The 24,434-nt window shown below is 65.9% G+C and carries 26 protein-coding genes; 20 read left to right on the top strand and 6 right to left on the bottom strand.

The genetic code is table 11. The annotated features are described in order from the left end of the window. Positions 1-25: 25 nt before the first annotated feature. The 3 genes from cbiE to Q6A47_RS21190 are packed head-to-tail and all read left to right on the top strand — an operon-like array spanning position 26 to position 3,040. Positions 26-1,237, top strand: a complete 1,212-nt coding sequence (cbiE, locus tag Q6A47_RS21200) for a precorrin-6y C5,15-methyltransferase (decarboxylating) subunit CbiE (RefSeq protein ID WP_304485286.1) — start codon at positions 26-28, stop codon at positions 1,235-1,237. Then, positions 1,230-2,324, top strand: coding sequence for a cobalt-precorrin-5B (C(1))-methyltransferase (locus Q6A47_RS21195; protein ID WP_304485285.1), 1,095 nt, complete (start codon positions 1,230-1,232; stop codon positions 2,322-2,324). The genes cbiE and Q6A47_RS21195 overlap by 8 nt, the downstream gene beginning before the upstream one ends. Further along, positions 2,321-3,040 carry a cobalt-precorrin-6A reductase gene (locus Q6A47_RS21190; RefSeq protein ID WP_304485284.1) on the top strand — a complete coding sequence of 240 codons (720 nt, stop codon included), beginning with the start codon at positions 2,321-2,323 and terminating at the stop codon, positions 3,038-3,040. The genes Q6A47_RS21195 and Q6A47_RS21190 overlap by 4 nt, the downstream gene beginning before the upstream one ends. 27 nt (positions 3,041-3,067) lie before the next feature. On the opposite strand, the gene Q6A47_RS21185 is transcribed toward Q6A47_RS21190, so the two are convergent. Next, a complete protein-coding gene (locus Q6A47_RS21185; protein ID WP_304485283.1) occupies positions 3,068-3,523 on the bottom strand; it encodes an REP-associated tyrosine transposase in 456 nt (151 codons plus the stop codon). Positions 3,524-4,173: 650 nt separating this feature from the next. Here Q6A47_RS21185 and Q6A47_RS21180 point away from each other — a divergent pair. The 14 genes from Q6A47_RS21180 (at position 4,174) to Q6A47_RS21115 (ending at position 18,510) form a co-directional block, all read left to right on the top strand. Further along, positions 4,174-4,611 (top strand): NfeD family protein, encoded by a 438-nt coding sequence (locus Q6A47_RS21180; protein ID WP_029613677.1) that lies wholly within the window; start codon positions 4,174-4,176, stop codon positions 4,609-4,611. A gap of 24 nt (positions 4,612-4,635) precedes the next feature. Then, positions 4,636-5,490, top strand: coding sequence for an SPFH domain-containing protein (locus Q6A47_RS21175; protein WP_039582922.1), 855 nt, complete (start codon positions 4,636-4,638; stop codon positions 5,488-5,490). A 96-nt stretch (positions 5,491-5,586) separates the two neighbouring features. Next, positions 5,587-5,973: a DUF2946 domain-containing protein gene (locus tag Q6A47_RS21170; RefSeq protein WP_116887480.1), complete on the top strand. Its 387-nt coding sequence runs from the start codon at positions 5,587-5,589 to the stop codon at positions 5,971-5,973. Between the two features lie 45 nt (positions 5,974-6,018). Then, positions 6,019-6,501, top strand: coding sequence for a copper chaperone PCu(A)C (locus tag Q6A47_RS21165; protein WP_039582919.1), 483 nt, complete (start codon positions 6,019-6,021; stop codon positions 6,499-6,501). Between the two features lie 19 nt (positions 6,502-6,520). After that, entirely contained in the window at positions 6,521-6,940 is a 420-nt protein-coding gene (locus Q6A47_RS21160; RefSeq protein WP_304485282.1) for a DUF2946 domain-containing protein, read from the top strand. Between the two features lie 64 nt (positions 6,941-7,004). After that, the gene (locus Q6A47_RS21155) at positions 7,005-9,059 is read left to right on the top strand and encodes a TonB-dependent copper receptor (protein WP_304485281.1); all 2,055 of its coding nucleotides are present in this window, start codon (positions 7,005-7,007) and stop codon (positions 9,057-9,059) included. Positions 9,060-9,129: 70 nt separating this feature from the next. Further along, positions 9,130-10,497, top strand: coding sequence for a PepSY-associated TM helix domain-containing protein (locus Q6A47_RS21150; protein WP_304485280.1), 1,368 nt, complete (start codon positions 9,130-9,132; stop codon positions 10,495-10,497). A 198-nt stretch (positions 10,498-10,695) separates the two neighbouring features. Beyond that, positions 10,696-12,102: a D-serine/D-alanine/glycine transporter gene (cycA, locus tag Q6A47_RS21145; protein ID WP_304485279.1), complete on the top strand. Its 1,407-nt coding sequence runs from the start codon at positions 10,696-10,698 to the stop codon at positions 12,100-12,102. A gap of 201 nt (positions 12,103-12,303) precedes the next feature. Further along, positions 12,304-13,569 (top strand): urea ABC transporter substrate-binding protein, encoded by a 1,266-nt coding sequence (urtA, locus tag Q6A47_RS21140; protein ID WP_304485278.1) that lies wholly within the window; start codon positions 12,304-12,306, stop codon positions 13,567-13,569. 113 nt (positions 13,570-13,682) lie between these two features. Next, positions 13,683-15,203, top strand: coding sequence for an urea ABC transporter permease subunit UrtB (gene urtB / locus Q6A47_RS21135; RefSeq protein WP_369811577.1), 1,521 nt, complete (start codon positions 13,683-13,685; stop codon positions 15,201-15,203). Beyond that, positions 15,203-16,282, top strand: a complete 1,080-nt coding sequence (gene urtC / locus Q6A47_RS21130) for an urea ABC transporter permease subunit UrtC (protein ID WP_029613671.1) — start codon at positions 15,203-15,205, stop codon at positions 16,280-16,282. Before urtB ends, urtC begins: the two co-directional genes overlap by 1 nt. Then, complete coding sequence (gene urtD, locus Q6A47_RS21125) at positions 16,279-17,136, top strand: urea ABC transporter ATP-binding protein UrtD (protein WP_304485276.1); 858 nt, start codon at positions 16,279-16,281, stop codon at positions 17,134-17,136. The genes urtC and urtD overlap by 4 nt, the downstream gene beginning before the upstream one ends. A gap of 129 nt (positions 17,137-17,265) precedes the next feature. Continuing rightward, positions 17,266-17,964: an urea ABC transporter ATP-binding subunit UrtE gene (gene urtE / locus Q6A47_RS21120; protein WP_039582907.1), complete on the top strand. Its 699-nt coding sequence runs from the start codon at positions 17,266-17,268 to the stop codon at positions 17,962-17,964. 30 nt (positions 17,965-17,994) lie between these two features. After that, the gene (locus Q6A47_RS21115; protein ID WP_304485275.1) at positions 17,995-18,510 is read left to right on the top strand and encodes a GNAT family N-acetyltransferase; all 516 of its coding nucleotides are present in this window, start codon (positions 17,995-17,997) and stop codon (positions 18,508-18,510) included. Positions 18,511-18,534: 24 nt separating this feature from the next. On the opposite strand, the gene Q6A47_RS21110 is transcribed toward Q6A47_RS21115, so the two are convergent. After that, complete coding sequence (locus tag Q6A47_RS21110) at positions 18,535-18,840, bottom strand: chaperone modulator CbpM (RefSeq protein WP_039582903.1); 306 nt, start codon at positions 18,838-18,840, stop codon at positions 18,535-18,537. Positions 18,841-18,842: 2 nt separating this feature from the next. Further along, positions 18,843-19,805: a curved DNA-binding protein gene (gene cbpA / locus Q6A47_RS21105; protein WP_029613669.1), complete on the bottom strand. Its 963-nt coding sequence runs from the start codon at positions 19,803-19,805 to the stop codon at positions 18,843-18,845. A gap of 163 nt (positions 19,806-19,968) precedes the next feature. On the opposite strand from cbpA, the gene Q6A47_RS21100 reads away from it, so the two are divergent. Then, the gene (locus tag Q6A47_RS21100; protein WP_304485274.1) at positions 19,969-21,240 is read left to right on the top strand and encodes an Hsp70 family protein; all 1,272 of its coding nucleotides are present in this window, start codon (positions 19,969-19,971) and stop codon (positions 21,238-21,240) included. Between the two features lie 51 nt (positions 21,241-21,291). Here the strand turns inward: Q6A47_RS21100 and Q6A47_RS21095 are convergent, their stop codons facing one another. Then, positions 21,292-22,299 (bottom strand): AI-2E family transporter, encoded by a 1,008-nt coding sequence (locus Q6A47_RS21095; RefSeq protein WP_304485273.1) that lies wholly within the window; start codon positions 22,297-22,299, stop codon positions 21,292-21,294. A 70-nt stretch (positions 22,300-22,369) separates the two neighbouring features. Further along, the gene (locus tag Q6A47_RS21090) at positions 22,370-22,651 is read right to left on the bottom strand and encodes a PsiF family protein (protein WP_029613666.1); all 282 of its coding nucleotides are present in this window, start codon (positions 22,649-22,651) and stop codon (positions 22,370-22,372) included. A 191-nt stretch (positions 22,652-22,842) separates the two neighbouring features. Here Q6A47_RS21090 and osmE point away from each other — a divergent pair, with 191 nt between their 5' ends. Together osmE and Q6A47_RS21080 are read left to right on the top strand one after the other, a co-directional pair. Further along, positions 22,843-23,190, top strand: coding sequence for an osmotically-inducible lipoprotein OsmE (gene osmE / locus Q6A47_RS21085; RefSeq protein ID WP_116887474.1), 348 nt, complete (start codon positions 22,843-22,845; stop codon positions 23,188-23,190). A gap of 48 nt (positions 23,191-23,238) precedes the next feature. Beyond that, positions 23,239-23,769 (top strand): ferritin-like domain-containing protein, encoded by a 531-nt coding sequence (locus tag Q6A47_RS21080; RefSeq protein ID WP_029613665.1) that lies wholly within the window; start codon positions 23,239-23,241, stop codon positions 23,767-23,769. Between the two features lie 161 nt (positions 23,770-23,930). Here Q6A47_RS21080 and Q6A47_RS21075 read toward each other — a convergent pair whose 3' ends face one another. Then, a complete protein-coding gene (locus Q6A47_RS21075) occupies positions 23,931-24,266 on the bottom strand; it encodes a hypothetical protein (protein WP_304485272.1) in 336 nt (111 codons plus the stop codon). Between the last annotated feature and the right edge of the window lie 168 nt (positions 24,267-24,434).

Here is a 24,434-nt window from a genome sequence, read left to right as displayed (position 1 = left end):
CCCCTCAACCCAACGGAAGCATCACATGGCCCCCTGGCTGACAGTAGTAGGCATCGGCGAAGACGGTTTCAGCGGCCTGGGTAAACAGGCCCGGCGCGCACTGCTGGGCGCACCGACGATCTTCGGCAGCCCGCGCCAGTTGGCGTTGCTGCCGCGCTGCGTGGTCGGCCAGCGCCAGCCCTGGCCCAGCCCGTTCTCCCTGGCACCGGTGCTGGCCCGGCGCGGCGAGCCGGTGTGCGTGCTGGCCAGCGGCGACCCGATGTTCTACGGCGTCGGCGCGAGCCTGGCGCGCCAGGTGCCGGCCGAGCAGATGCAGGTGCTGTCGATGCCCTCCTCCTGCGCCCTGGCCGCCGCGCGCCTGGGCTGGCCTTTGCAGGAGGTGCAGGTGGTCTCGGGGGTGGCGCGGCCACTGGCGGCGCTCAATGCCCACCTCTACAGCGGCGTGCGCCTGCTGGTGCTGAGCAATGACGGCGACAGCCCGACCGCCATCGCCCGGTTGCTCTGCGAACGCGGTTTCGGCCCCAGTCGCCTGCAGGTGTTCGAGCACTTGGGCGGGGCGGCCGAACGCTGCCTGAGCGGCACCGCCGACGCGTGGCCAGCGGGCAGCAGCGCCGCGCTCAACCTGGTCGCCATCGACTGCCAGGCCGCGCCCGACACGCCGCGCTTGTCACCGGTCAGCGGTCTGCCCGACAGTGCCTTTCGCCACGACGGTCAGTTGACCAAGCGCGACGTGCGTGCCATCACCCTGGCGCGTCTGGCGCCGCAGCCGGGTGAGCTGTTGTGGGATGTCGGTGCCGGCTGTGGCTCGATCGGCATCGAATGGATGCGCGCCCACCCCAGTTGCCGCGCCCTGGCTATCGAGGCCGACGAAGGCCGACAGGGCTTCATCGAATTCAACCGCGACCAGCTCGGCGTGCCGGGTCTACAACTGATTCGTGGCAAGGCGCCGCAGGCCCTGGCCGAGCTGGAGCGCCCCGATGCCATCTTCATTGGCGGCGGTGTCACGGGCGAGGGCGTACTGCCGGTGTGCTGGGAGCGCCTGCGCCCCGGCGGGCGGCTGGTGGCCAATGCCGTGACCTTGCAGAGCGAGCTGGCCCTGGCGCAGTTCCGCGAAGCGAACGGCGGCGAGTTGACCCGCCTGCATGTGGCCCAGGCCCAGGCCCTGGGTAGCTTCGATACCTGGCGCCAAGCCCTGCCGATTACCCTGCTCGAGGTGGTCAAACCCGTCGATGCGTGAAGAAACCCGTGAACAACCGGCGCCGCTGCGCAGCGGCCTGACCACCGGTAGCTGCGCCACGGCCACCAGCTTGGCGGCGGCGCGCCTGTTGCTGACCGGCCAGACCAGCGATGCGGTACAGATCACCTTGCCCAAGGGCAAGCAGGTGCAGATGCGCCTGGAATTCTGCCGGCGCGATGCCGAGCGCGCCGAAGCCGGCACCCTGAAAGATGCCGGCGACGACCCGGACGTGACCCATGGCGCCCTGCTCTACAGCCAGGTGCGGCTGATCGAACAGCCCGGCGTGCGCTTCGTCGCCGGCGAGGGCGTGGGCACCGTCACCCGCCCCGGCCTGGTGCTGGCGGTGGGCGAGCCGGCGATCAACCCGGTGCCGCGGCGAATGATCGGCGAACACTTGCAGCAGTTGGCCGAGGCCTGCGCCTATGCCGGTGGGTTCGAGGTCACGGTCAACGTGCAGGACGGCGCGGCGCTGGCGCTCAAGACAATGAACCCGCGCCTGGGCATCCTGGGCGGGCTGTCGATTCTGGGCACCAGCGGCATCGTCCGGCCGTTTTCCTGCGCGGCCTACATCGCCTCGATCCACCAGGGCATCGATGTCGCCTACAGCAATGGCTGCACGCACATCGCCGCCTGCACGGGCAACGCCAGCGAGGACACCATGCGGCGGATCTACGGCCTGCCGGAAATGGCCTTGATCGAGATGGGCGACTTCGTCGGCGCGGTGCTCAAGCATGTGCGCAAAGTGCCAGTGGCACGCCTGACCCTGTGCGGCGGCTTCGGCAAGATCAGCAAGCTCGCCGCTGGGCACATGGACCTGCACAGCCGCCACTCGAGCATCGACCTGCCGCAACTGGCCGGTTGGGCAGCGGACATCGGCGCGCCCGCCGCGCTGCAAGACGCCATCGTCGCCGCCAACACCAGCCAGCAGGCGCTGGCGCTGGCCCATGCGGCGGGTGTCGCCCTGGGCGATGCGGTCTGCGCCCACGCCCTGGCGTTCGCCCGCAGCGTGGTGCCGACGCAGGTGCAGGTGGAGGTGTTCGCCATCGACCGCCAGGGCGGTGTGGTCGGCACGGCGGGTGTGCAATGAGCGAGCGCATCCTTTTGCTCGGCGGCATCACCGAGGCCCTGGCCATCGCCCGGCGCCTGGGCCCGCAGCACGTCTACAGCCTGGCAGGCATCGGCCGTGTACCCGACGACCTGACTTGCCAGGTGCGCGTGGGCGGCTATGGCGGCGCCGAAGGGCTGGCGACGTACCTGAAAGCCGAACGCATCAGCCTGCTGATCGACGCCACCCACCCTTATGCCGCGCAGATCAGCGCCAACGCGGCACGCGCCGCGCAGGCGGCCGGGGTGACCTGCTGGGCGCTGCGCCGACCGGCGTGGCAGGCCCAGCCGGGAGACGACTGGCGTGAGGTGGCCGACTGGACGGAACTGATCGACGCCCTGGCGCCGTTTCAGCGCCCCCTGTTCACCCTCGGGCGCGAGCCGCTGCAACATTTGCAGGCCATCCCGCCGCAGCAGTTCTGGACCCTGCGCGCCCTGGAAGCCTGTCCGGGCAACGCGCGCTGCGAAGTGATTGGCGCACGCGGGCCGTTTCACCTGGAAGACGAGCGGGCGCTGTTCGCACGACGGCAGATCGACGTGCTGGTCAGCAAGAACAGCGGCAGCGCCGCCACCGAGCCGAAACTGCAAGTGGCCCGCGAGCGCGGGGTGCCGGTCTTGGTGCTCAAGCGCCCGCCGCTGCCGACAGTGGATCGACTGTTCGAGTCGGTGGCGGCGCTGAGTGAGGCGTTGGGGTTGTGAAACCTGGGCAGGTGAGTACTGCCGGGCTCACAACCACACGCAATCCCAATGCGGATAATCACCCGCTTGCCTGACCAGCCCTGCTCGGAGCGGGTTGGCAACGATGTAGCGAGCGACAGCCCTGAGGTCGTCTTCACGACGCAGCGCTCGATCATGGAAGCCTGGCTGCCAGATGGGCCTACGTGGGGCCCCTGCCCGATACAGTGCGCAACTGCTGCGGGACTTGAAGCGGCACATGAGTGTGTCGAGTTTCACATTGCCCAACTCGATCAACCAATGCAGGTGATCAGGCATCAGCACCCAGGCCAGCGAGCGGCAGGCCTGCTCTTGGTCAGAATGTCTCAATTGAGAAATGACCGTCCGGGCGAGCGGGAAGGCGTCGAAAAGAGCAAGCCGATTGCGGGTGGTGGTAGTCAGCAGATAGAAACGGCCTGGCTCGGAAAAGCGGCCTCGTCGTAGCCGATGGGAACTGGGACGGTCCATGTCGCGCTCCTGTGGAAGGTGTGTTCGACGATAGACGCGGTGCGCCTGAGCGGTTGGATTGCAGTGTTGCTTCGTATGACAACCATGATCTGGTTGGACTGGGGGGTCTTTCACCTACCACCGTCCCGTGGCCTTGCTCAACTTCATTGGAGTCTGCACGCCCTCGTGGGAGCGGCCTTGTGTCGCGATTGGACCGCGTAGCGGTCCCATGTTTTCAGCTTCGCCGCTGCCATTGCCGGGACCGCTGTGCGGTCCAATCGCGACACAAGGCCGCTCCCACAAAAAGACGCGCTGGATTCTGGAAATCATGCGCTGCAGATGAGTAACAAACGCATGATTACCCGGTTTCGCATGCCGTGCCCCGGAAATAAAGCGAGCGCAATCTCGGTAGGAGCCAACTGTCTTTCACCTACCACCGACCCGTGGTCTTGCTCAACTTCTTGGAGTCTGCACGCCCGCGTGGGCCTTGCGTCGCGATTGGGCCGCACAGCGGCCCCATGATCCCGAGCGCTGCACACCTGCAGGACGCCAAACGGCGACCCCAACACGCCAGCTCACCGCCGCCCTCACCACTGCCAAAGCTCAGGCACAAGACAGTCGCGGCCCCCTGCCGTAAACTTCAGCCTCCCTCACCGCAAGGCCCTGCCCATATGGAAATGCAATGGTGGATCTGGCTCGTCTTCGGCATCGCGCTGATCCTGCTGGAACTGGTGCTGCCGACCTTCTTCATTCTCTGGTTCGGCATCGGCGCCGTGCTGGTGGCGTTGATCGCCCTGGTCGCGCCGGCCCTGCAACTGGACATGCAAGTGCTGCTGTGGGTGGCGTTGTCCTCCGTCACCACGCTGCTGTGGTTCAAGGTGTTTCGCAACAAGAAGCCTGACCTGCGCTGGACCGCCGACAGCGTGATCGGCGAAGTCGGCCTGCTCACCGCCAGCGTGTCGCAGTTCCAGAAAGGCCGTGTGCGTTTTCAGAAGCCCGTGCTGGGCAACGAAGAATGGACCTGCATCGCCGACAGCGACATCGCCGCTGGCGAGCGTGTGCGCCTGAGCGCCATCGAAGGCAACATCGTGCGGGTGACCCGCCCCTGAACCTCTACTGAAAGGAAGCTAGCAATGACCAGCCTCATCGTCGTCGGCGCCATCGCGCTGTTCGTGTTGATCACCGTGTTCAAGGGCGTGCGCATCGTCCCCCAGGGCGAGGAATGGATCGTCGAGCGTCTGGGTCGCTACCACAGCACCCTCAAGCCCGGCTTGAACATCCTCGTGCCGTACATGGACGTGGTCGCCTATCGCCTGCCGACCAAGGACATCATCCTCGACGTGCAGCAGCAGGAAATCATCACCCGCGACAACGCGGTGATCGTCGCCAATGCCCTGTGCTTCGCCAAAGTGGTGGACCCGCAGAAAGCCTCCTATGGCGTGCAGAATTTCTCCTTCGCCGTCACCAGCCTGACCATGACCTCGCTGCGCGCCATCGTCGGCGCCATGGACCTGGACGAAGCGCTGTCCAGCCGCGAGCAGATCAAGGCACGCCTGCGCGAGGCGATGTCCGAGCAGACCGAAGACTGGGGCGTGACCGTGCGCTCGGTGGAGATCCAGGACATCAAGCCCTCGGAGAACATGCAGAAGGCCATGGAACGCCAGGCCGCCGCCGAGCGTGAGCGCAAGGCCGACGTGACCCGCGCCGAAGGTGCCAAACAGGCGGCGATCCTCGAAGCCGAGGCACGCCTGCAGGCCGCCCGCCTCGATGCCGAAGCACAGATCAGCCTGGCCGAAGCCTCGGCGCGGGCGATCTCGCTGGTGCGCGATGCGGTGGGTAACGAAACCACCCCCGCCATGTACCTGCTGGGCGAGCGCTACATCGACGCCATGGATAACCTGGCCGGCAGCGACAATTCGAAGATCGTGGTGCTACCGGCGGACCTGCAGGAAACCGTGCGCGGGCTGCTGGGGCGCGGCAAGGTTTGACGAGGCGACTCGCCTCTGCGGCAGATCACCGCACCGGGGCGTTTTTCCCTATACTGCGCCGTACAATAGCCACCTGATTCCTGACCGGATCTTTCCATGACCCCACGTCGGCACATTGCCTGGATAGCCTGCCTTGCAGTGCTGTTCAACCTGCTGGCCATGCCGCTGTCTTCGGCCGCACCCAAGGGTGCGGCCGAGCAGTTGCTGTGGGGTGCCTTCTGCTCCAGCGGGGCGAGCAAGGCCACGTTCGACGTGCAGTCCCTGGCCAAGATCGATCTCGGCCAGCAGGACCAACACGCCGGCATGCAACACTGCTGGTGCTGTTCCGGCAGCGCTCCGGCGCTCGCCCTCACCGGCCACGCGCCGCACCTGCACAGCCCGCCCGGGCGCAGCTACGCCCAGTCACCGCCACTGCCCGCGCACCAGCCGACGCCGCGCCAACTGTGGCCGGCGCTCAATCCGCGCGCCTCTCCCCTGGTCTGAGTTCACGACGCCGTCCCTGAACCTCGACAGACCGGAGAACATTCAATGCTCAAGCATGCCCTCGTCCTGGCCGCCCTGCTGCTGCCCGGCGCCTTCGCCAACGCCCACGAATACAGCGTGGGCGAACTGCATATCGCCCATCCCTGGTCGCTGCAACTACCGCCCAACGCCCCTAACGTCGCCGCCTACTTCGTCGTGCACAACAACGGCGCCAGCGACGATCGCCTGCTCGGCGCCGACAGCCCGATCAGCGACGACACCCAGTTGCACGAGCATGTGCAAACCACCACCGGCGCCATGAAGATGCAGCAGGTCAAGGGCGTCGAGGTGCCCGCGGGCAAGGACGTGGTGTTCGCCCCCAGCGCCTACCACGTCATGCTGATGCAGCCCAAGGACCGTAGCCTGCTCGAGGACGGCAAGCGCTTCCCGCTGACCCTGCACTTCGAGAAGGCCGGCGACGTCACCGTCCAGGTGGTGGTGCAGAAGCAGCCGCCCGCCGAACAGGCCGGACACGCCCACGCGCACTGACCGCTGATCGGCGCTGGCCATGAGCCTGTCGCGCACACGCACAGCCCGCAACACCCGCCCTGATCGCAGGCGCGTCGGTGGCGGCTGGCTGAGCCTGTTCGCCATGTGGATGATCTTCATCGGGCCGCTGGTTTCCCAGTCGCTGCCGATGGATCACCACGCCGGCATGGCGATGGACATGAGCATGCCCATGGCGCACGCCGAGCCGGCCGCGCAGGACCACTGCAACGACGGCCAGTTGCACGCCGACTGGGAACGCTGCGGCTATTGCAGCCTGCTGTTCAACTGCCCTGCCCTGCCCCAGACCCTCAGCCCGCTCAGTGCTGGCCGCCTGGCGCCGCCCACCCTGGGCGCCATTCCCACCCGCCAGGGCCATGCCCTGCATGCCGTGTTTCCCGGCGCGCGCAGCCGTGCGCCGCCCCTGTCGATCGTCGTCTGAACCCCCTTCATGCCCAAGGCCAGGTGGCCTTGGGCGTCTTCACGACTGATCGACTGGAATCATTATGTCCGGCTGCACCCGTACCCCTGCGCTACCGCGCACCCTCGCCCTGTTCTGCGGCTCGCTGCTCAGCCCTCTCGCGCTGGCCGTCGCCGCCGACCACTCGCACCATGACGCACCCGAGCTGAGCCCGACGGTGATCACTGCCGTGGCCCCCAGCTCGCCGCTGACCGTGGTCACCAACCCCAAGGATCCCCGCCAGCCGGTGCCGGCCAGCGACGGCGCCGACTACCTCAAGACCATCCCCGGCTTCTCCGCCATCCGCTCCGGCGGCACCAACGGCGACCCGGTGCTGCGCGGCATGTTCGGCTCGCGCCTGAACATCCTCACCAACGGCGGCGTGATGCTCGGCGCCTGCCCCAACCGCATGGACGCGCCGACCTCCTACATCTCCCCGGAAACCTACGACCGCCTGACCGTGATCAAAGGCCCGCAGAGCGTGATCTGGGGGCCTGGCGGCTCGGCCGGGACCATCCTCTTCGAGCGCGAGCCCGAACAGTTCGGCACCCTCGGCAGCCGCGTCAACGCCAGCCTGCTGACCGGCTCCAACGGGCGCTTCGACAAGGTGCTCGACGCCGCCGCCGGCAACGATCAGGGCTACGCCCGCTTCGTCGGCAACCAGTCGCGCGCCGACGACTACCACGATGGCCACGGCGACACGGTGCCGTCGCGCTGGGACAAGTGGAATGGCGACGTCACCCTGGGCTGGACCCCGGACGCCGATACCCTGCTCGAACTCACGGCTGGCAAGGGCGATGGCGAGGCGCGCTATGCCGGCCGCGGTATGGACGGCTCGCAATTCAAGCGCGAAAGCCTGGGCCTGCGTTTCGAGAAGTCCAACCTGGGCGAGGTGCTGGACACGGTCGAGGCGCAGGTCTACTACAACTACGCCGACCACGTGATGGACAACTACAGCCTGCGCACCCCGTCCGGGCGCGGCATGATGGGCATGCCCATGGTCAGCAACGTCGACCGCCGCACCCTCGGCGCGCGCCTCAAGGCCACCTGGCGCTGGGCCGACGTGCAATTGATCAGCGGCCTCGACGCGCAGACCAACGAGCACCGCAAGCGCGGCGGCATGGGCGTCGACGCCCACAAGGGCCAGCCCTGGACCAAGGACGCCGACTTCCACAACTACGGGGCGTTCAGCGAGCTGACCTGGTACGCCACCGGCGAAGACCGGCTGATCGCCGGCGCCCGCCTGGACCGTGCTTCGGCCCGCGATTTCCGCCAGGCCAGCGCCACCGTCGGCGACACCCGCGCCGACACCCTGCCCAGCGGCTTCGTGCGCTACGAGCACGACCTCGCGGCAATCCCGGCCACCGCCTACATCGGCCTGGGCCACGCCCAGCGCTTCCCCGACTACTGGGAGCTGTTCTCGCCCAAGCAGGGCCCCAACGGCGCGGTGAACGCCTTCGACGCCATCAAGCCGGAGAAGACCACCCAGCTCGACGTTGGCATCCAGTACAAGGATGAGCGCCTGGAGGCCTGGGCATCGGGTTATGTCGGGCAGATCCGCGACTACATCCTGTTCGACTACCGCACCGGCATGATGGGCATGAGCAGCACCCAGGCGCAGAACATCGATGCGCGCATCATGGGCGGCGAACTGGGCGCGGCCTATGCGCTGACCGACAACTGGAAGGCCGACGCCACCCTGGCCTACGCCTGGGGCAAAAACAGCAGCGACGGCAAGGCGCTGCCGCAGATGCCACCGCTGGAAAGTCGCCTGGGCCTGACCTACAGTCGCGACGCCTGGAGCGTCGGCGGGCTGTGGCGGCTGGTGGCGGCGCAGAACCGCATCGCCCAGAACCAGGGCAACGTGGTCGGCAAGGACTACGAGAAGAGCGGCGGATTCGGCGTGTTCTCGCTTAACGGAGCCTACAAGGTCAACCGTAACCTCAAGCTCAGCGCCGGTGTCGACAACCTGTTCGACAAGACCTACGCCGAGCACCTGAACCTGGCCGGCAACGCCGGGTTCGGCTATCCGGCCGCCGATCCGCAGCCGGTCAACGAGCCGGGCAGAACCTTCTGGACCAAGGTCGATTTCAGCTTCTGACATAACAACAACGACATCGACCCCGCGGACGCGGCCAACACCGCGCCCGCTGGGGCGAACGGGAGATACCGTGAAACAACCGCAGCCTTCCTTCTACAACCTGGCCTGGCGTTGGCACTTCTACGCCGGGCTGTTCGTCGCACCGTTCATGATCCTGCTGGCGCTCACCGGGATCGTCTACCTGTTCAAGCCGCAGCTCGACCCCTGGATGTACCGCGACCTGATGGTGGTCGAGGCCGGCGCGCAGCGCCAGAGCGCCGACACGCTGCTGGCCAAGGTGCGGCAGGCCTATCCCCAGGGCCACATCGGCCAGTACCTGCCGCCGCTGAACGCCGAGCGCAGTGCGCAGTTCGTGGTGCACGACGGCGGCCGTGAGCTGAACGTGTTCGTCGACCCCTACCGCGCCGAAGTGCTGGGCGTCCAGGACGGCAAGCGCAACCTGCAAGCCATCGCCCGCGCCCTGCACGGCGAACTGATGATCGGCACCCTGGGCGACCGTCTGGTGGAACTGGCGGCGGGTTGGGGCATCGTGCTGGTGGTGTCCGGGCTGTACTTGTGGTGGCCGCGAGGACGCAGCGGCGCCGGCGTGCTGTGGCCACGCCTGACGGCGCGCGGGCGCCTGCTGTGGCGCGACCTGCATGCGGTCGTCGGCTTCTGGGGATCGGCACTGCTGCTGTTCATGCTGCTCAGCGGCATGACCTGGACCGGCTTCTGGGGCAAGCAATACGCCGAGCTGTGGAACCGCTTTCCGGCGGCCATGTGGACTACGGTGCCCACCTCGGACCAACAGGCCGGTGCGCTCAACGACGCTCACCGCCAAACCGTGCCCTGGGCCCTGGAAAATACGCCGATGCCGGTGTCCGGTGCGCACGCCGAGCATAGGGGCCATCACACCGGCCACAGTGCTCCAGCGGCGCCGCAAATCGGTTTGCAGCAAGTCCAGGACCTGGCCGACGCGCGTGGCGTGACGCCCGGCTACAGCATCACTGCGCCGACCACCGCCGACGGCGTCTTCACCATCGCCGTGTTCGCCGACGACCCGCGCCACGACGCCACCCTGCATGTGGACCAGTACACCGGCCAGGTGCTGGCCGACGTGCGCTGGCAGGACTACGGCACGGCGGCGCGCGCCACTGAGCTGGGGGTGATGCTGCATGAGGGGCGGATGTTCGGCCCGGTGCACCAGGCGATCATCCTGCTGGTGTGCTTGATGATTCTGTTGGGCGCGGTCAGCGGGCTGGTCATGTGGTGGAAACGCAAACCCAGCGGCAGCCTGGGCGTACCACCGCTGCGCCATGACCTGCCACGCTGGAAGGCCGCCGTGGGGGTGATGCTGGTGCTGGGCGTGGTCTTCCCATTGGTGGGAGTATCGATGCTGGTGATGTGGGCGCTCGACAGCTTGGTGATACGGCGGAGTCGGGCCGCGGTTCAGGCGTGAACAGCAGTATGTTTTCGCGGGTGCAGCGGTGCAGGCGGGTTGACCTGGGAAAAGGGCAACGCTTGATGCCGGTCAGGTGATAGTCCTGTCTGCACCGTCAAGATCGTGCCGATCTGCCACACCCGCGATCGGAACGCGACGTGATAGCCTACCCGGCTTTCGCGCACAAAAAGACTGACCCTCAATGGAATGCAGCCTATGACCCAAACCTCTCCCTCCCCGACAGATGACCAGCATCTGCAACGCAACCTGACCAACCGCCACATTCAGCTCATCGCCATCGGCGGCGCCATCGGCACCGGCCTGTTCATGGGCTCGGGCAAGACCATCAGCCTGGCCGGTCCGTCGATCATCTTCGTCTACATGATCATCGGCTTCATGCTGTTCTTCGTCATGCGCGCCATGGGTGAGCTGCTGCTGTCGAACCTGAACTACAAATCGTTCATCGACTTTTCCGCCGACCTGCTCGGCCCCTGGGCCGGCTACTTCACCGGCTGGACCTATTGGTTCTGCTGGGTGGTCACCGGCATCGCCGACGTGGTCGCCATCGCCGCCTATACGCAATTCTGGTTTCCGGAGCTTCCCCAGTGGATACCGGCACTGACCTGCGTGGCGGTGCTGCTGTCGCTGAACCTGGTCACGGTCAAGCTGTTCGGCGAGATGGAGTTCTGGTTCGCCCTGATCAAGATCATCGCCATCCTCGGCCTGGTCGCCACCGGCCTGTACATGGTGGTCACCGGTTTCACCTCGCCGAGCGGGCGCACTGCGCAACTGGCCAACCTGTGGAACGACGCCGGCATGTTCCCGCATGGGGTCATGGGCTTCTTCGCCGGCTTCCAGATCGCCGTGTTCGCCTTCGTCGGCATCGAGCTGGTGGGCACCACCGCCGCCGAAGCGAAGAACCCCGAGCGCACCTTGCCCCGGGCGATCAACTCCATCCCGATCCGCATCATCGTGTTCTACGTGCTGGCACTGATCGCGATCATGGCCGTGACCCCATGGCGCGACGTGGTGCCGGGCAAGAGCCCGTTCGTCGAGCTGTTCGTGCTGGCCGGCCTGCCGGCAGCGGCGAGCATCATCAACTTCGTGGTACTGACCTCGGCGGCGTCCTCGGCCAACAGCGGCGTGTTCTCCACCAGCCGCATGCTCTTTGGTCTGGCCCAGGAAGGCGACGCACCGAAGGCGTTCGAGAAACTGTCGCGCCGCGCCGTCCCGGCCAACGGCCTGTACTTCTCCTGCACCTGCCTGCTGCTGGGCGCGGTGCTGATCTACCTGGTGCCGAACGTGATCGAAGCCTTCACCCTGGTGACCACGGTGTCGGCGGTGCTGTTCATGTTCGTCTGGACGCTGATCCTGCTGTCGTACCTGAGCTACCGCAAGCACCGTGAGCCCCTGCACCAGGCCTCGAAGTACAAGATGCCGGGCGGACGCTTCATGTGCTGCGTGTGCCTGACGTTCTTCGCCTTCATCCTGGTGCTGCTGAGCCTGGAGGCCGATACCCGCTCGGCGCTGGTGGTCACGCCGCTGTGGTTCCTGATTCTGGCGGTGACTTACCAGTTCGTGCGCAGCAAGCGCCAGGCGCGCGGCGCCGTGCGTCGCGATTGACTGACGCGGGGCCGCCGTGCGGCCCCGATCACCCCGCCCCGGCCCCAACTCGGTGCAGCCCTCACCACAGAGCACCAACCTCGCCCCCGCCTACGCCCCGCCCCGAAGCACAGCCCGTCTGCCGCGTGCCTTTGCGCACCACGGCACAGCCTTTGCAGTCTCCCCTGCGCCAACACCACAACAACGCAGCGGAGAGAGCACATGAAGCGTCGCAGTCTGATCAAGGCCTTTACCCTCAGCGCATCGCTCGCGGCCATGGGCCTGAGCTGGAGCCTCCAGGCCGCCGAGACCATCAAGGTCGGCATCCTGCATTCGCTGTCCGGCACCATGGCCATCTCCGAGACGTCGCTCAAGGACATGGCGCTGATGACCATCGACGAGATCAACGCCAAGGGCGGGGTCAACGGCAAGATGCTCGAACCTGTGGTGGTAGACCCCGCGTCCAACTGGCCGCTGTTCGCCGAGAAGAGCCGCCAGTTGCTGACCCAGGACAAGGTCGCGGTGGTGTTCGGCTGCTGGACGTCGGTGTCGCGCAAGTCCGTGCTGCCGGTGTTCGAGGAACTCAACGGGCTGCTGTTCTACCCGGTGCAGTACGAGGGTGAAGAGATGTCGCCAAACGTTTTCTACACCGGTGCGGCGCCTAACCAGCAAGCGATCCCAGCGGTTGAATACGTAATGAGCGAAGACGGCGGCAGCGCCAAGCGCTTCTTCCTGCTGGGCACCGACTACGTGTATCCGCGCACCACCAACAAGATCCTGCGCGCCTTCCTGCACAGCAAAGGCGTGGCCGACAAGGACATCGAAGAGGTGTACACCCCGTTCGGCCACGCCGATTACCAGACCATCGTCGCCAACATCAAGAAGTTCTCCGCTGGCGGCAAGACGGCCGTGATCTCCACGGTCAATGGCGACTCCAACGTGCCCTTCTACAAGGAACTGGCCAACCAGGGCCTGAAGGCCACCGATGTGCCGGTGGTGGCGTTCTCGGTGGGTGAAGAAGAGCTACGCGGCATCGACACCAAGCCGCTGGTCGGTCACCTGGCGGCCTGGAACTACTTCGAGTCGGTGGATAACCCGGTCAACCAGAAGTTCGTGGCTGACTGGAAGGCCTATGCCAAGGCCAAAGGCCTGCCCGGCGCCGACAAGGCGGTGACCAACGATCCGATGGAAGCTACCTACGTGGGCATCCACATGTGGGCGCAGGCAGCGGAAAAAGCCAAGTCCACCGATGTGGACAAGGTGCGCGAAGCGCTGGCCGGGCAGACCTTCCAGGCGCCATCGGGCTTCACCCTGACCATGGACAAGACCAACCACCACCTGCACAAGCCGGTGATGATCGGCGAGATCCAGGACGACGGGCAGTTCAGCGTGGTCTGGGAGACCGAACAGCCACTGCGCGCGCAGCCTTGGAGCCCGTTCATTCCGGGCAACGACAAGCGGCCTGACCATGCGGTGAAAGGCAACTGAGTGCAGGGGGCCGCGCGGCGGCCCAATCGCGCGACGAGCCCGCTCCCACAACAGCCGCGTGACCCCATGAACATGGGGTTACACAGCCCCGGTGGGAGCGGGCTTGCCCCGCGATGAATCCACCTCCGATTTCCAGGACTGCCCACATGCTCAGACTGCTGCTGACGCTGTTACTGCTCCTGCCGCTGGCAGCCGAGGCTAGCGAGGGCGAATTTTTCCTCGCGGCCAAGCCTGCCGAGCAGGCCAATTTGCTCGAACGCTGGGCTGCGCAACCGGACCCTGCGCGCCTGGCGCTGCTGGAGAACCTGCGCGAGGGCCGCATCGCCGCCGATGACACGCGCAAGGTGCGCCTGAACAACCGCTTGCGCGGCCTGATCGACAACGCCCTGGCCAGCCACCAATTGTCCGCAGGCGACAGCCGTGTGCGCCTGGGCGCGGCCCAGCAGTTGCAGAAAAGCGCGCAACCGGCGCAGATGGCAACGCTCGACCGCGCTTTCGCCCAGGAGTCCGACCCGGCGGTGCACGCCGCGCTGGGCCTGGCCTTGGCCAACCTGCAACTGGGCGCCAGCGAACCGCAGGTACGTCTGGCCGCCGTGCGCCTGCTTGGCGAGACGGGCGACCCGCTGGCCCGAACCCGACTCGAAGCACTGCTGCAACCCGGTGCGGAAAGCGATCCGGGCGTGCGCACCGCCGCCGAGACCAGCCTGGCCCAGGTGCAACGCAAGCTGTTGATCGGCGAACTGCTCGGTCAGGCCTTCAGCGGCCTGTCGCTGGGCTCAATCCTGCTGCTGGCGGCGCTGGGCCTGGCTATCACCTTCGGCCTGCTCGGGGTGATCAACATGGCCCACGGCGAAATGCTCATGCTCGGCGCCTACAGCACGTACATGGTCCAGGTGCTGGTGCAGCGCTACGCCCCCGGCGCCCTGGAGTTCTATCCGCTGATCGCCCTGCCGGTGGCCTTCGCCATCAGCGCCGGGGTCGGCATGGCGCTGGAGCGCACGGTCATCCGCCACCTCTATGGCCGCCCCCTGGAAACCCTGCTGGCCACCTGGGGCATCAGCCTGATCCTGATCCAGGCGGTGCGCCTGCTGTTCGGCGCGCAGAACGTCGAAGTGAGCAATCCGGCCTGGCTGTCCGGCGGCGTGCAGGTGCTGCCGAACCTGGTGCTGCCGTACAACCGCCTGGTGATCATCGGCTTCGCCCTGGCCGTGGTGCTGCTCACCTGGCTGCTGCTCAACCGCACGCGGCTGGGGCTGAACGTGCGTGCCGTCACCCAGAACCGCAACATGGCGGCGTGCTGCGGGGTGTCCACCGGCCGCGTGGACATGCTCGCCTTCGGCCTCGGTTCGGGCATCGCCGGCCTCGGTGGCGTGGCCCTGAGCCAGGTCGGCAACGTCGGCCCGGACCTGGGCCAGAGCTACATCATCGACTCCTTCCTGGTGGTGGTGCTCGGTGGCGTCGGGCAACTGGCCGGCAGCCTCTGGGCGGCCTTCGGTCTGGGCATCGCCAACAAGCTGCTGGAACCGCAGATCGGTGCGGTGCTCGGCAAGATCCTCATCCTTGCGCTGATCATTCTGTTCATCCAGAAGCGCCCGCAAGGTCTGTTCGCCCTCAAGGGACGGGTAATCGACTGATGAACCAGCCACTGCTTGTCACCGCCGCGCACAAGGCCGGGCCTCGGCTGTCGTTGGCCCTCGGCGCCCTGCTGACCCTGGTGCTGATCGCCCTGCCGCTGTTGTCGCTATTGCCCGAGGGGCACGCCCTGCAGGTCTCGGCCTACACCCTGACGCTGGTCGGCAAGATCCTCTGTTACGCCATCGTCGCCCTGGCCCTGGACCTGGTCTGGGGCTACGCCGGGTTGCTGTCGTTGGGCCACGGCCTGTTCTTCGCCCTGGGCGGCTACGCCATGGGCATGTACCTGATGCGCCAGGCCGCCGGCGACGGCCTGCCTGGCTTCATGACCTTCCTGTCGTGGAGCGAGCTGCCGTGGTACTGGGCCGGCACCCAGCATTTCGCCTGGGCACTGTGCCTGGTGGTGCTGGCGCCGGGGCTGCTGGCCCTGGTGTTCGGCTGGTTCGCCTTCCGCTCGCGGATCAAGGGCGTGTACTTCTCGATCATGACCCAGGCCCTGACCTTCGCCGGCATGCTGTTGTTCTTCCGCAACGAGACCGGCTTTGGCGGCAACAACGGCTTTACCAACTTCCGCACCATCGTCGGCTTCGACGTGGCCGCGCCCGGCACACGGGCGGTGTTGTTCCTGCTGACCGTGGCCTTGCTGCTAAGCAGCCTGTACCTGTGCTGGCGGCTGACCCGCAGCAAGTTCGGCCGCCTGCTCACCGCCCTGCGCGACGCCGAGAACCGCCTGATGTTCTGCGGCTACGACCCGCGCGGCTTCAAGCTGCTGGTGTGGGTGCTCAGCGCCGTGCTGTGTGGCCTGGCCGGTGCCTTGTACGTGCCGCAGGTGGGCATCATCAATCCCAGCGAGATGTCGCCGACCAACTCCATCGAGGCCGCAGTGTGGGTGGCCCTGGGCGGACGCGGCACGCTGATCGGCCCACTGCTCGGCGCCGGTCTGGTCAACGGGATGAAAAGCTGGTTCACCGTGGCCTTCCCGGAGTTCTGGCTGTTCTTCCTCGGCGCACTGTTCATTTTGGTCACCCTGTACCTGCCCAAGGGCGTGGTCGGGCTGCTGAAGAAAAGGAGCCAGCCATGAGAGGCCTGCCTGCGGTACACCCGGAGTTCATGCTCGAGCCGGTGTTCGATCAGCTCGGCAGCGGTCGCGATGCCATCGGCCTGGGCCAGCCCCGCAAGGCCGGACTCGACACCCGCCACGGCACCGTGTTGAGCCTGGAGGACATCAGCGTCAGCTTCGACGGCTTCAAGGCGCTCAACGCCTTGACCCTGTACATCGGCGTCGGTGAACTGCGCTGCATCATCGGCCCGAACGGCGCCGGCAAGACCACGCTGATGGACGTGATCACCGGCAAGACCCGGCCGGACAGCGGCAGCGCCTTCTTCGGCGACACCCTCGACCTGACCCGCCTGAGCGAATACCAGATCGCCCAGGCCGGCATCGGCCGCAAATTCCAGAAGCCGACGGTGTTCGAGGCGTTGACGGTGTTCGAGAACCTCGAACTGGCGCTCAAGACCGACAAATCGGTGTGGGCCAGCCTGACCGCGCGGCTGACCGACGCGCAACGCGCGCGTATCGACCAGGTGCTGAGCACCGTGCGCCTGCACAGCCAGGCCTCGCGCCAGGCCGGGCTGTTGTCGCACGGCCAGAAGCAGTTCCTGGAGATCGCCATGCTGCTGGTGCAGGAGCCGCAGTTGCTGCTGCTCGACGAGCCGGTGGCGGGCATGACCGACGCCGAGACCGAGTTCACCGCCGAGCTGTTCAAGGGGCTGGCGGGCAAGCACTCGCTGATGGTGGTGGAGCACGACATGGGCTTCGTCGGCAGCATCGCCGATCATGTCACCGTGCTGCACCACGGCAGCGTACTGGCGCACGGATCGCTGGAACAGGTGCAGGCGGATGAGCGGGTGGTCGAGGTGTACCTCGGTCGCTAGGGAGCAGCTGAATCGGCGTGGGAGCGGGCATGCCCCGCGTCTAGACCTGCCCGGCCAACATCATTTGCAGGTCTGGCGCTAGCGCGGGGCGAGCCCGCGCCCACGACCTGAATCATCGGATGGCAGAACATGCTGAAAATCGACGCACTGCACCAATACTACGGCGGCAGCCACATCCTGCGAGGCCTGTCGTTCGAGGCCAAGGTCGGCGAAGTGACCTGCCTGCTGGGCCGCAACGGCGTGGGCAAGACCACCCTGCTGCGCTGCCTGATGGGCCTGGTGCCCGCCCGCGAGGGCCGCATCGAATGGGAAGGCAAGCCGATCACCGCGCTCAAGCCCCAGCAGCGGGTGCACGCGGGCATCGCCTACGTGCCCCAAGGCCGGGAAATCTTCCCGCGCCTGACGGTGGAGGAGAATCTGCTGATGGGCCTGTCGCGCTTCAGCGCCCGCGAGGCGCGGCAGGTGCCGGCGTTCATCTATGAACTGTTCCCGGTGCTCGAACAGATGAAGCAGCGCCGAGGTGGCGATCTGTCCGGCGGCCAGCAGCAGCAACTGGCGATCGGCCGTGCCCTGGCCAGCCGCCCGCGCCTGCTGATTCTCGACGAGCCCACCGAAGGCATCCAGCCCTCGGTGATCAAGGAAATCGGCGCGGTGATCCGCCGCCTGGCGCAGCGCGGCGACATGGCGATCCTGCTGGTGGAACAGTTCTACGACTTCGCCGAGGCGCTGGCCGACCAGTACCTGGTGATGGCCCGTGGCGAGATCGTGCAGCGCGGCCGTGGCGAAAACATGCAGGCCGAGGGTGTGCGCGGGCTGGTAACCATTTAATCTGCGGCCTCGACTTCGCGAGACACTGCCATGAGCGACTGCATCCGCGATGCCCGGCCCGACGACCTGGCCGGCATCCTCGACATCTACAACGACGCCGTGTGCAACACCACGGCGATCTGGAATGAAACCCCGGTGGACCTGGCCAACCGTCAGGCCTGGTTCGCCGCCCGGGCCGAGCAGGGCTACCCGATCCTGGTGGCGACCGACGACAGCGGCGTGCTCGGCTACGCCTCGTTCGGCGACTGGCGCCCCTTCGAAGGTTTCCGCCACACGGTGGAGCACTCGGTGTACGTGCGCGGCGACCAGCGTGGCAAAGGCCTGGGGCCGCTGCTGATGCAGGCGCTGATCGAGCGTGCCCGCCGCGGCGGCAAGCACGTCATGGTGGCAGCCATCGAAAGCGGCAATACCGCCTCGATCCGCCTGCACGAACGCCTGGGCTTCGCCGTGACCGGGCAGATGCCGCAGGTGGGGGTGAAGTTCGGCCGGTGGTTGGATCTGACCTTCATGCAACTGCTGCTCAACCCAGGTGCCGAGCCCCGCTGAAGCTGACGTTGAGCACCGGCAGGATCACATCTGGGTGAACCGCCCCAGACGCTGGCGCAACATGCTGTTCTCGCTGCGCAACTGCTGCACTTCCTCCAGCAGTTCCAGCGCCAGCGCCACCCCTTCCCATTCCAGCTCCAGCTCCTGGTGCAGCTTCACCGCGCGCTTGACGGTGACCGGCGCGTGGTCGTCGAACACCCAGTCGTCGGGCGTTCGCCCTGAGGGTTCAACGATGCCGTGCTCGACGATCTCGATCACGCAGTCGGCCGTGAGGTTGGCTTCCTGGCAGAGGGTTCGCATGTCCAGTTGAACGATCAGGGTGCTGCTCATGGTCACTTACTCCATTGTGTCCTCGGGTTGAACGCGGCCTGCTCGGAGAGCTTGGTCCACAGTTCGCGGGTGGTCGCATCGGAGGTGCTCGGCATGACCACCTTGAGCTGGGCGTAGAGGTCGCCGCGCTCGCCCTGCTTGGTGGCCAGGCCCATGCCCTTGACCCGCAGGCGCTGGCCGCTCTGGCTGTCGGGGCGGATGGTCAGGTTGATCTTGCCGGTGAGCGTCGGCACCGCCACCTTGGTGCCCAGGGCGGCTTCCCACGGTGCCAGGGGCACGGTGATGATCAGGTCGTGGCCCTCGACGTCGAACAGCGGGTGCGGCGCCATGCGGATGGTCAGGAACAAGTCGCCGTTGGCGCCGCCGCCCGCACCCGGTGCGCCCTGGCCCTTGAGGCGGATGCGCTCGCCGTCGGTGACGCCGGCCGGGATCTTCACGTTCAGGGTCTTGGTGGTGAAGCCGGTGCGTTGCCCGGCGGCGTTGGTCTGCGGCACCTGGAAACTGATCTGCTTGGATTCCTTGCTCAAGGTCTCTTCGAGAAACACCGCCAGTTCCAGTTCCACGTCCTGCCCTCGCCTGCCGGCACTGCGCTGCTGTTGCTGGCCGCGCGCGCCGCCAAAGGGATTGCCGCCACGGGCACCGAAGATCGAGCTGAAGAAGTCGGAGAAATCGCCGCCCTCGAAACCACCGCCGCCACCGCCACGGCTTTCCCAGCCCGGCGGTGCCTGGAACGGCCGGCCGTGCTGGCCACCGTACTTGCGGATCTCGTCGTACTCGGCGCGCTTGGTGGCGTCGCCCAATACTTCGTAGGCCTCGTTGGCCTCCTTGAATTTGTCCTCGGCGTCGCGCTCCTTGCTGACGTCAGGGTGATACTTGCGCGCCAGCTTGCGGTAGGCCGCCTTGATCGCCTTCTCGTCCGCGCTGGGGTCAACGCCGAGTACCTTGTAATAGTCTTTGAAGTCCATCTAAGGATCACCAGTAGGAAATATCGTGCTGCTTGTGAAGATAGGGGTGAAGCATAGCCTTTCAAGGGCCGTTTGGCGTTGCGCCATGACAGACGATCGGTCTTGATTCTGTCGGCCACTGGCATAAACTGCGCGGCCGTTTTGCCTCCGGAAGCTTTCCCCCATGTCTGACGTATCCCCGGCCCGCGCCCTCGGCATCGACTTCGGCACCTCCAACTCCACCGTGGGTTGGCACCGCCCGGGCGTCGAATCGCTGATCGCCCTGGAAGAGGGCAAGATCACCTTGCCGTCGGTGGTGTTCTTCAACATCGAGGAGCGTCGCCCGGTGTACGGCCGCCTGGCCCTGCACGAGTACCTCGAAGGCTACGAAGGCCGCTTGATGCGCTCGCTCAAGAGCCTGCTGGGCTCCAAGCTGATCAAGCACGACACCAGCGTGCTGGGCAGCGCGTTGCCGTTCAAGGACCTGCTGGGACTGTTCATCGGCGAACTGAAGAAGCGCGCCGAAGCCAGTGCCGGGCGTAGTTTCGAGCAGGTGGTGCTGGGCCGCCCGGTGTTCTTCGTCGACGACGATCCGGCCGCCGACCAGGAGGCCGAGGATACCCTGGCCGAGGTGGCGCGCAAGATCGGCTTCAAGGACGTGTCGTTCCAGTACGAACCCATCGCCGCCGCCTTCGACTACGAGTCGGGCATCGCCGCTGAAGAGCTGGTGCTGATCGTCGATATCGGCGGCGGTACCTCGGACTTCACCCTGATCCGCCTGTCACCCGAGCGTCATCGGCTGGACGCGCGCCAGGACGACATCCTCGCCACCGGCGGCGTACACATCGGCGGTACCGACTTCGACAAGCAGCTCAGCCTGCAAGGCGTGATGCCGCTGTTCGGCTATGGCAGCCGAATGAAAAGCGGCGCGCTGATGCCCACCAGTTATCACCTGAACCTGGCCACCTGGCACACCATCAACGCCTTGTATGGCCAGAAATCGCAGTTGGCCCTGGGCAACATGCGCTATGACATCGAGGACACCCTGGGCATCGACCGGCTGTTCAACCTGATCGAACAGCGCGCCGGGCACTGGCTGGCGATGGAAGTGGAGGCCAGCAAGATCGAGCTGACCGAGCGCGACAGCCGCAGCATCGACCTGGGCCGGGTCGAGTCGGGGTTGGTGGCGCAGTTGAGCCGGGCCTTGTTCGAAGACGCCATCGACGGTTTGCTGCAACGGGTGCGCGGCAGTGTCGACGAGCTGCTGGTCAAGGCCGGGGTAACGGCAGCGCAGGTCGACACGGTGTTCTTCACCGGCGGTTCCAGCGGCATCCCGGCGCTGCGCAATAGCGTCGCGGCGATGCTGCCCAACGCCCGGCACGTGGAAGGGAACATCTTCGGCAGCATCGGCAGCGGGCTGGCGATCGAAGCGCGCAAGCGCTACGGGGCGGACTGAGATCGCGCGGGGCTCTAGCGCGGGCAACCTGCGCTAGAGCCCCGATGGCCTTCAAACCAGTTCCATACGCCGCAACTCACTCTTCAGGTAGGCGTAGTAGATCGGCCCCGCCACCACCCCCGGCAACCCGAACGCCGCTTCGAACACCAGCATCGCCAGCAGCAGTTCCCAGGACTTGGCGCGGATCTGCCCGCCGACGATGCGCGCGTTGAGGAAATACTCGACCTTGTGGATCACGATCAGGTAACCCAGCGCGGCAGCCGCCACCCAGATCGACAGCGACAGCCCGACGATGGTGATCAGCGTGTTGGAGATCAGGTTGCCGATCACCGGCAGCAGACCCAGCAGGAAGGTCAGCACGATCAGGGTCTTGGTCAACGGCAGGTGCACGCCGAACAGCGGCAGCACCACGGCCAGGAAGATGCCGGTGAAGGTGGTGTTGAGCAGGGAAATCTTGATCTGCGCGAAGACGATGTTGCGAAACGCCTGCACCAGCAGGCTCAGGCGCTCGAACAGCGCGGCCGCCAGCGGCTTGCGCCGGGACAGGTCGGGGATGCGCTGCAAAGCGATGATGGCGCCGAGAATCATGCCGATCAGCAGGGTCACGAACATGTGTGCCATGCCCTTGCCCACCAGTTGCAGATCGCTCAGGTGACTGCGTATCCAGTCGCCGATGGCCACCTTGAACTCGGCAGCGCTGGCGGGCAGGTAACCCTCGATGAACGGCGGCAACTGACCCCGCGCGCGCTCCACCAGGCCCATGAACTTGTCCAGCGAAGCGCCGGGGTTCTCGGCCTCGTGCAGCAGGAAGCTGAAGGCGCCGGCGATCAGCAACGCCAGGCTGGTGACCACCAAGGTGCCCAACAGCGCCACCGCCAGCCAACGGGCGCGCTGACCGGCGATCAGCGGTTGCAGGCGCGGGGTGAGCATGTTCACCAGTTCGAACACCAGCAGGCCGGCCAGCAGGCTGGGCAACAACTTCAGGGGCAACGCCAGGAGCAGGCCGGCAACCACGATGATGCAACTGGCCAGGATGATCTGGCGGGGAGTGAAGGTCATACAGCCTCGGCGGCAGACAGCGGGAAGATCCGCAGTCTGCCAGCCTTCAGGCGACAGGCATAGGCACCGGTCACTTCTTCTTCAGACAGTCGCTCATGAACGCTTTTCGTGCGTCGCCCTTGAGCGACTGGCCGCTGGCGTCAGCGTTGCAGGTCTTCATTTTCTCCTGCTGGGTGGGGGGCGACTTCTTCAGGCAGGTGCTCATGAACGCCTTGCGCGCATCGCCCTTGAGCGACTGGCCCGTGGCTTCGGCGTTGCAGGTCTTCATCTTTTCCTGTTGCGCCGTGGCGGCGAATCCCTGCCCGGCGATCGACATGCCCAACACCAGCAATGACACGTGCAGCAGCTTCATGGAGTGGTCTCCTTGTCTGCGCGCTGGATGCGCGCTCGTCCTGCTGAGTGTAGACAAGAATTTTTACATCCTCGGCCAGGCCCCGTATTCCGGCCTCTTGCCGCTTCGCTTGATGAATCGAACTCCTGACGCGCCGTGCGGTTCCAAGCTTAACAGCCACCCGTAACGGACCTTTTGCAAGGAGCGTAATCATGAGCAAAGCGACCCTGGCCGTCCTGATCGCCAGCGCAGCCCTCGCCGCCTGCAGCAGCAACAGCCGCCCGGAAAATCCGGTCGACTACGTCACCTTCCGCAACGAGCCGCTGGTCAAGCAGGTCGAGAACGGCATGACCACGCAGAAGGTCATCGCCATCGGCGGTAGTCCGTCGAACATGAGCGACCTGCCCAACGGGGGCATCTGCAACGACTACATCCTCAACAAGGATGGCAAGCAGCAGCCTTACTACGTGCGCTTCGACGCCAGCGGGCATGTCGACGCCAAAGGTTTCAAGACCTGCAAGCAACGAGAAGAGGACCGCAAGGCCGTGCCTGGCGCGTAAAACCTCTCGAGACTCTGACCTGAAAAGCTGATTCGACTGGAGAATCCCATGAGCAACTCTGTACTGACCGACATCGAAACCCTGCGCCATCGTGCCCGTGAGCACGTCGAGAACGGCGCCATCACCGAAGGCTACAAGGCCGACCGTGAAGAGATCATCCGCCTGCTCAACGAGTCGCTGGCCACCGAGCTGGTCTGCACCCTGCGCTACAAGCGCCACTACTTCATGGCCAGCGGCATCAAGGCCAGCGTCGCCGCCGAGGAGTTCCTCGAGCACGCCAACCAGGAATCCGAGCACGCCGACAAGCTGGCCGAGCGTATCGTGCAGCTCGGTGGCGAACCGGACTTCAACCCGGACAACCTGAGCAAGAACTCCCACGCCCAGTACGTGGCCGGTTCCAACCTGAAGGAAATGGTCCTCGAAGACTTGGTGGCCGAGCGCATCGCCATCGACAGCTACCGCGAGATCATCCAGTACATCGGCGACAAAGACCCAACCACTCGCCGCATCTTCGAAGACATCCTCGCCCAGGAAGAAGAGCACGCCGACGACATGTCGGACCTGCTCGAAGGCCTGTAAGTCAGGTATCGTCGGGGCCGCTTTGCGGCCCTTTCGCGGCACAAGGCCGCTCCCACAAAATCCGTGCAAGGCCCCTGTTTTCAGGGGTTGCGCGGATTTTGTGGGAGCGGCCTTGTGCCGCGATGGGCTGCGCAGCAGCCCCAATGCCCGCAATACAGATCTCAAGTGAACAGCGTTAGCACTGCAGCCTTCTTCAAGCGCATCACTTCTTCGACTTCACCGCAGCCGGCGCCTTGCCAGCCTTCATGCACTCTAGCAGCGGTGTGCATGGATTGGACTCCCACAACGTCCGCGTAACGCCTGAAAACAGGGCCTTGCACGGATTTTTGTGGGAGCGGCCTTGTGCCGCGATGGGCTGCGCAGCAGCCCCAATGCCCGCAATACAGATCTCGAGTGAACAGCGTTAGCACTGCAGCCTTCTTCAAGCGCATCACTTCTTCGACTTCACCGCAGCCGGCGCCTTGCCAGTCTTCATGCGCTCCAGCAGCGGTATGCATGGATTGGACTCCCACAACGTCCGCGTACCCCCTGAAAACAGGGCCTGGCACGGATTTTTGTGGGAGCGGCCTTGTGCCGCGATGGGCTGCGCAGCAGCCCCAATGCCAGCACGACAGATCTCAAGTGAACAGCGTTAGCACTGCAGCCTTCTTCAAGCGCATCACTTC

This window comes from Pseudomonas boreofloridensis (genome assembly GCF_030580795.1).
Taxonomy (GTDB): domain Bacteria; phylum Pseudomonadota; class Gammaproteobacteria; order Pseudomonadales; family Pseudomonadaceae; genus Aquipseudomonas; species Aquipseudomonas boreofloridensis.
This window is presented reverse-complemented; position numbering and strand designations above follow the sequence as displayed.

Coding starts and splice junctions, on each gene's coding strand:
- urtA (WP_304485278.1), top strand. CDS start 12,304: ATGAAGCGTCGCAGTCTGATCAAGGCCTTTACCCTCAGCGCATCGCTC.
- Q6A47_RS21110 (WP_039582903.1), bottom strand. CDS start 18,840: ATGAGCAGCACCCTGATCGTTCAACTGGACATGCGAACCCTCTGCCAG.
- Q6A47_RS21080 (WP_029613665.1), top strand. CDS start 23,239: ATGAGCAACTCTGTACTGACCGACATCGAAACCCTGCGCCATCGTGCC.
- Q6A47_RS21180 (WP_029613677.1), top strand. CDS start 4,174: ATGGAAATGCAATGGTGGATCTGGCTCGTCTTCGGCATCGCGCTGATC.
- Q6A47_RS21190 (WP_304485284.1), top strand. CDS start 2,321: ATGAGCGAGCGCATCCTTTTGCTCGGCGGCATCACCGAGGCCCTGGCC.
- Q6A47_RS21115 (WP_304485275.1), top strand. CDS start 17,995: ATGAGCGACTGCATCCGCGATGCCCGGCCCGACGACCTGGCCGGCATC.
- Q6A47_RS21155 (WP_304485281.1), top strand. CDS start 7,005: ATGTCCGGCTGCACCCGTACCCCTGCGCTACCGCGCACCCTCGCCCTG.
- Q6A47_RS21095 (WP_304485273.1), bottom strand. CDS start 22,299: ATGACCTTCACTCCCCGCCAGATCATCCTGGCCAGTTGCATCATCGTG.
- urtD (WP_304485276.1), top strand. CDS start 16,279: ATGAGAGGCCTGCCTGCGGTACACCCGGAGTTCATGCTCGAGCCGGTG.
- Q6A47_RS21100 (WP_304485274.1), top strand. CDS start 19,969: ATGTCTGACGTATCCCCGGCCCGCGCCCTCGGCATCGACTTCGGCACC.
- Q6A47_RS21090 (WP_029613666.1), bottom strand. CDS start 22,651: ATGAAGCTGCTGCACGTGTCATTGCTGGTGTTGGGCATGTCGATCGCC.
- urtB (WP_369811577.1), top strand. CDS start 13,683: ATGAATCCACCTCCGATTTCCAGGACTGCCCACATGCTCAGACTGCTG.
- Q6A47_RS21170 (WP_116887480.1), top strand. CDS start 5,587: ATGACCCCACGTCGGCACATTGCCTGGATAGCCTGCCTTGCAGTGCTG.
- cycA (WP_304485279.1), top strand. CDS start 10,696: ATGACCCAAACCTCTCCCTCCCCGACAGATGACCAGCATCTGCAACGC.
- Q6A47_RS21165 (WP_039582919.1), top strand. CDS start 6,019: ATGCTCAAGCATGCCCTCGTCCTGGCCGCCCTGCTGCTGCCCGGCGCC.
- Q6A47_RS21185 (WP_304485283.1), bottom strand. CDS start 3,523: ATGGACCGTCCCAGTTCCCATCGGCTACGACGAGGCCGCTTTTCCGAG.
- cbiE (WP_304485286.1), top strand. CDS start 26: ATGGCCCCCTGGCTGACAGTAGTAGGCATCGGCGAAGACGGTTTCAGC.
- urtE (WP_039582907.1), top strand. CDS start 17,266: ATGCTGAAAATCGACGCACTGCACCAATACTACGGCGGCAGCCACATC.
- Q6A47_RS21195 (WP_304485285.1), top strand. CDS start 1,230: ATGCGTGAAGAAACCCGTGAACAACCGGCGCCGCTGCGCAGCGGCCTG.
- urtC (WP_029613671.1), top strand. CDS start 15,203: ATGAACCAGCCACTGCTTGTCACCGCCGCGCACAAGGCCGGGCCTCGG.
- cbpA (WP_029613669.1), bottom strand. CDS start 19,805: ATGGACTTCAAAGACTATTACAAGGTACTCGGCGTTGACCCCAGCGCG.
- Q6A47_RS21175 (WP_039582922.1), top strand. CDS start 4,636: ATGACCAGCCTCATCGTCGTCGGCGCCATCGCGCTGTTCGTGTTGATC.
- osmE (WP_116887474.1), top strand. CDS start 22,843: ATGAGCAAAGCGACCCTGGCCGTCCTGATCGCCAGCGCAGCCCTCGCC.
- Q6A47_RS21075 (WP_304485272.1), bottom strand. CDS start 24,266: ATGCATACCGCTGCTGGAGCGCATGAAGACTGGCAAGGCGCCGGCTGC.
- Q6A47_RS21160 (WP_304485282.1), top strand. CDS start 6,521: ATGAGCCTGTCGCGCACACGCACAGCCCGCAACACCCGCCCTGATCGC.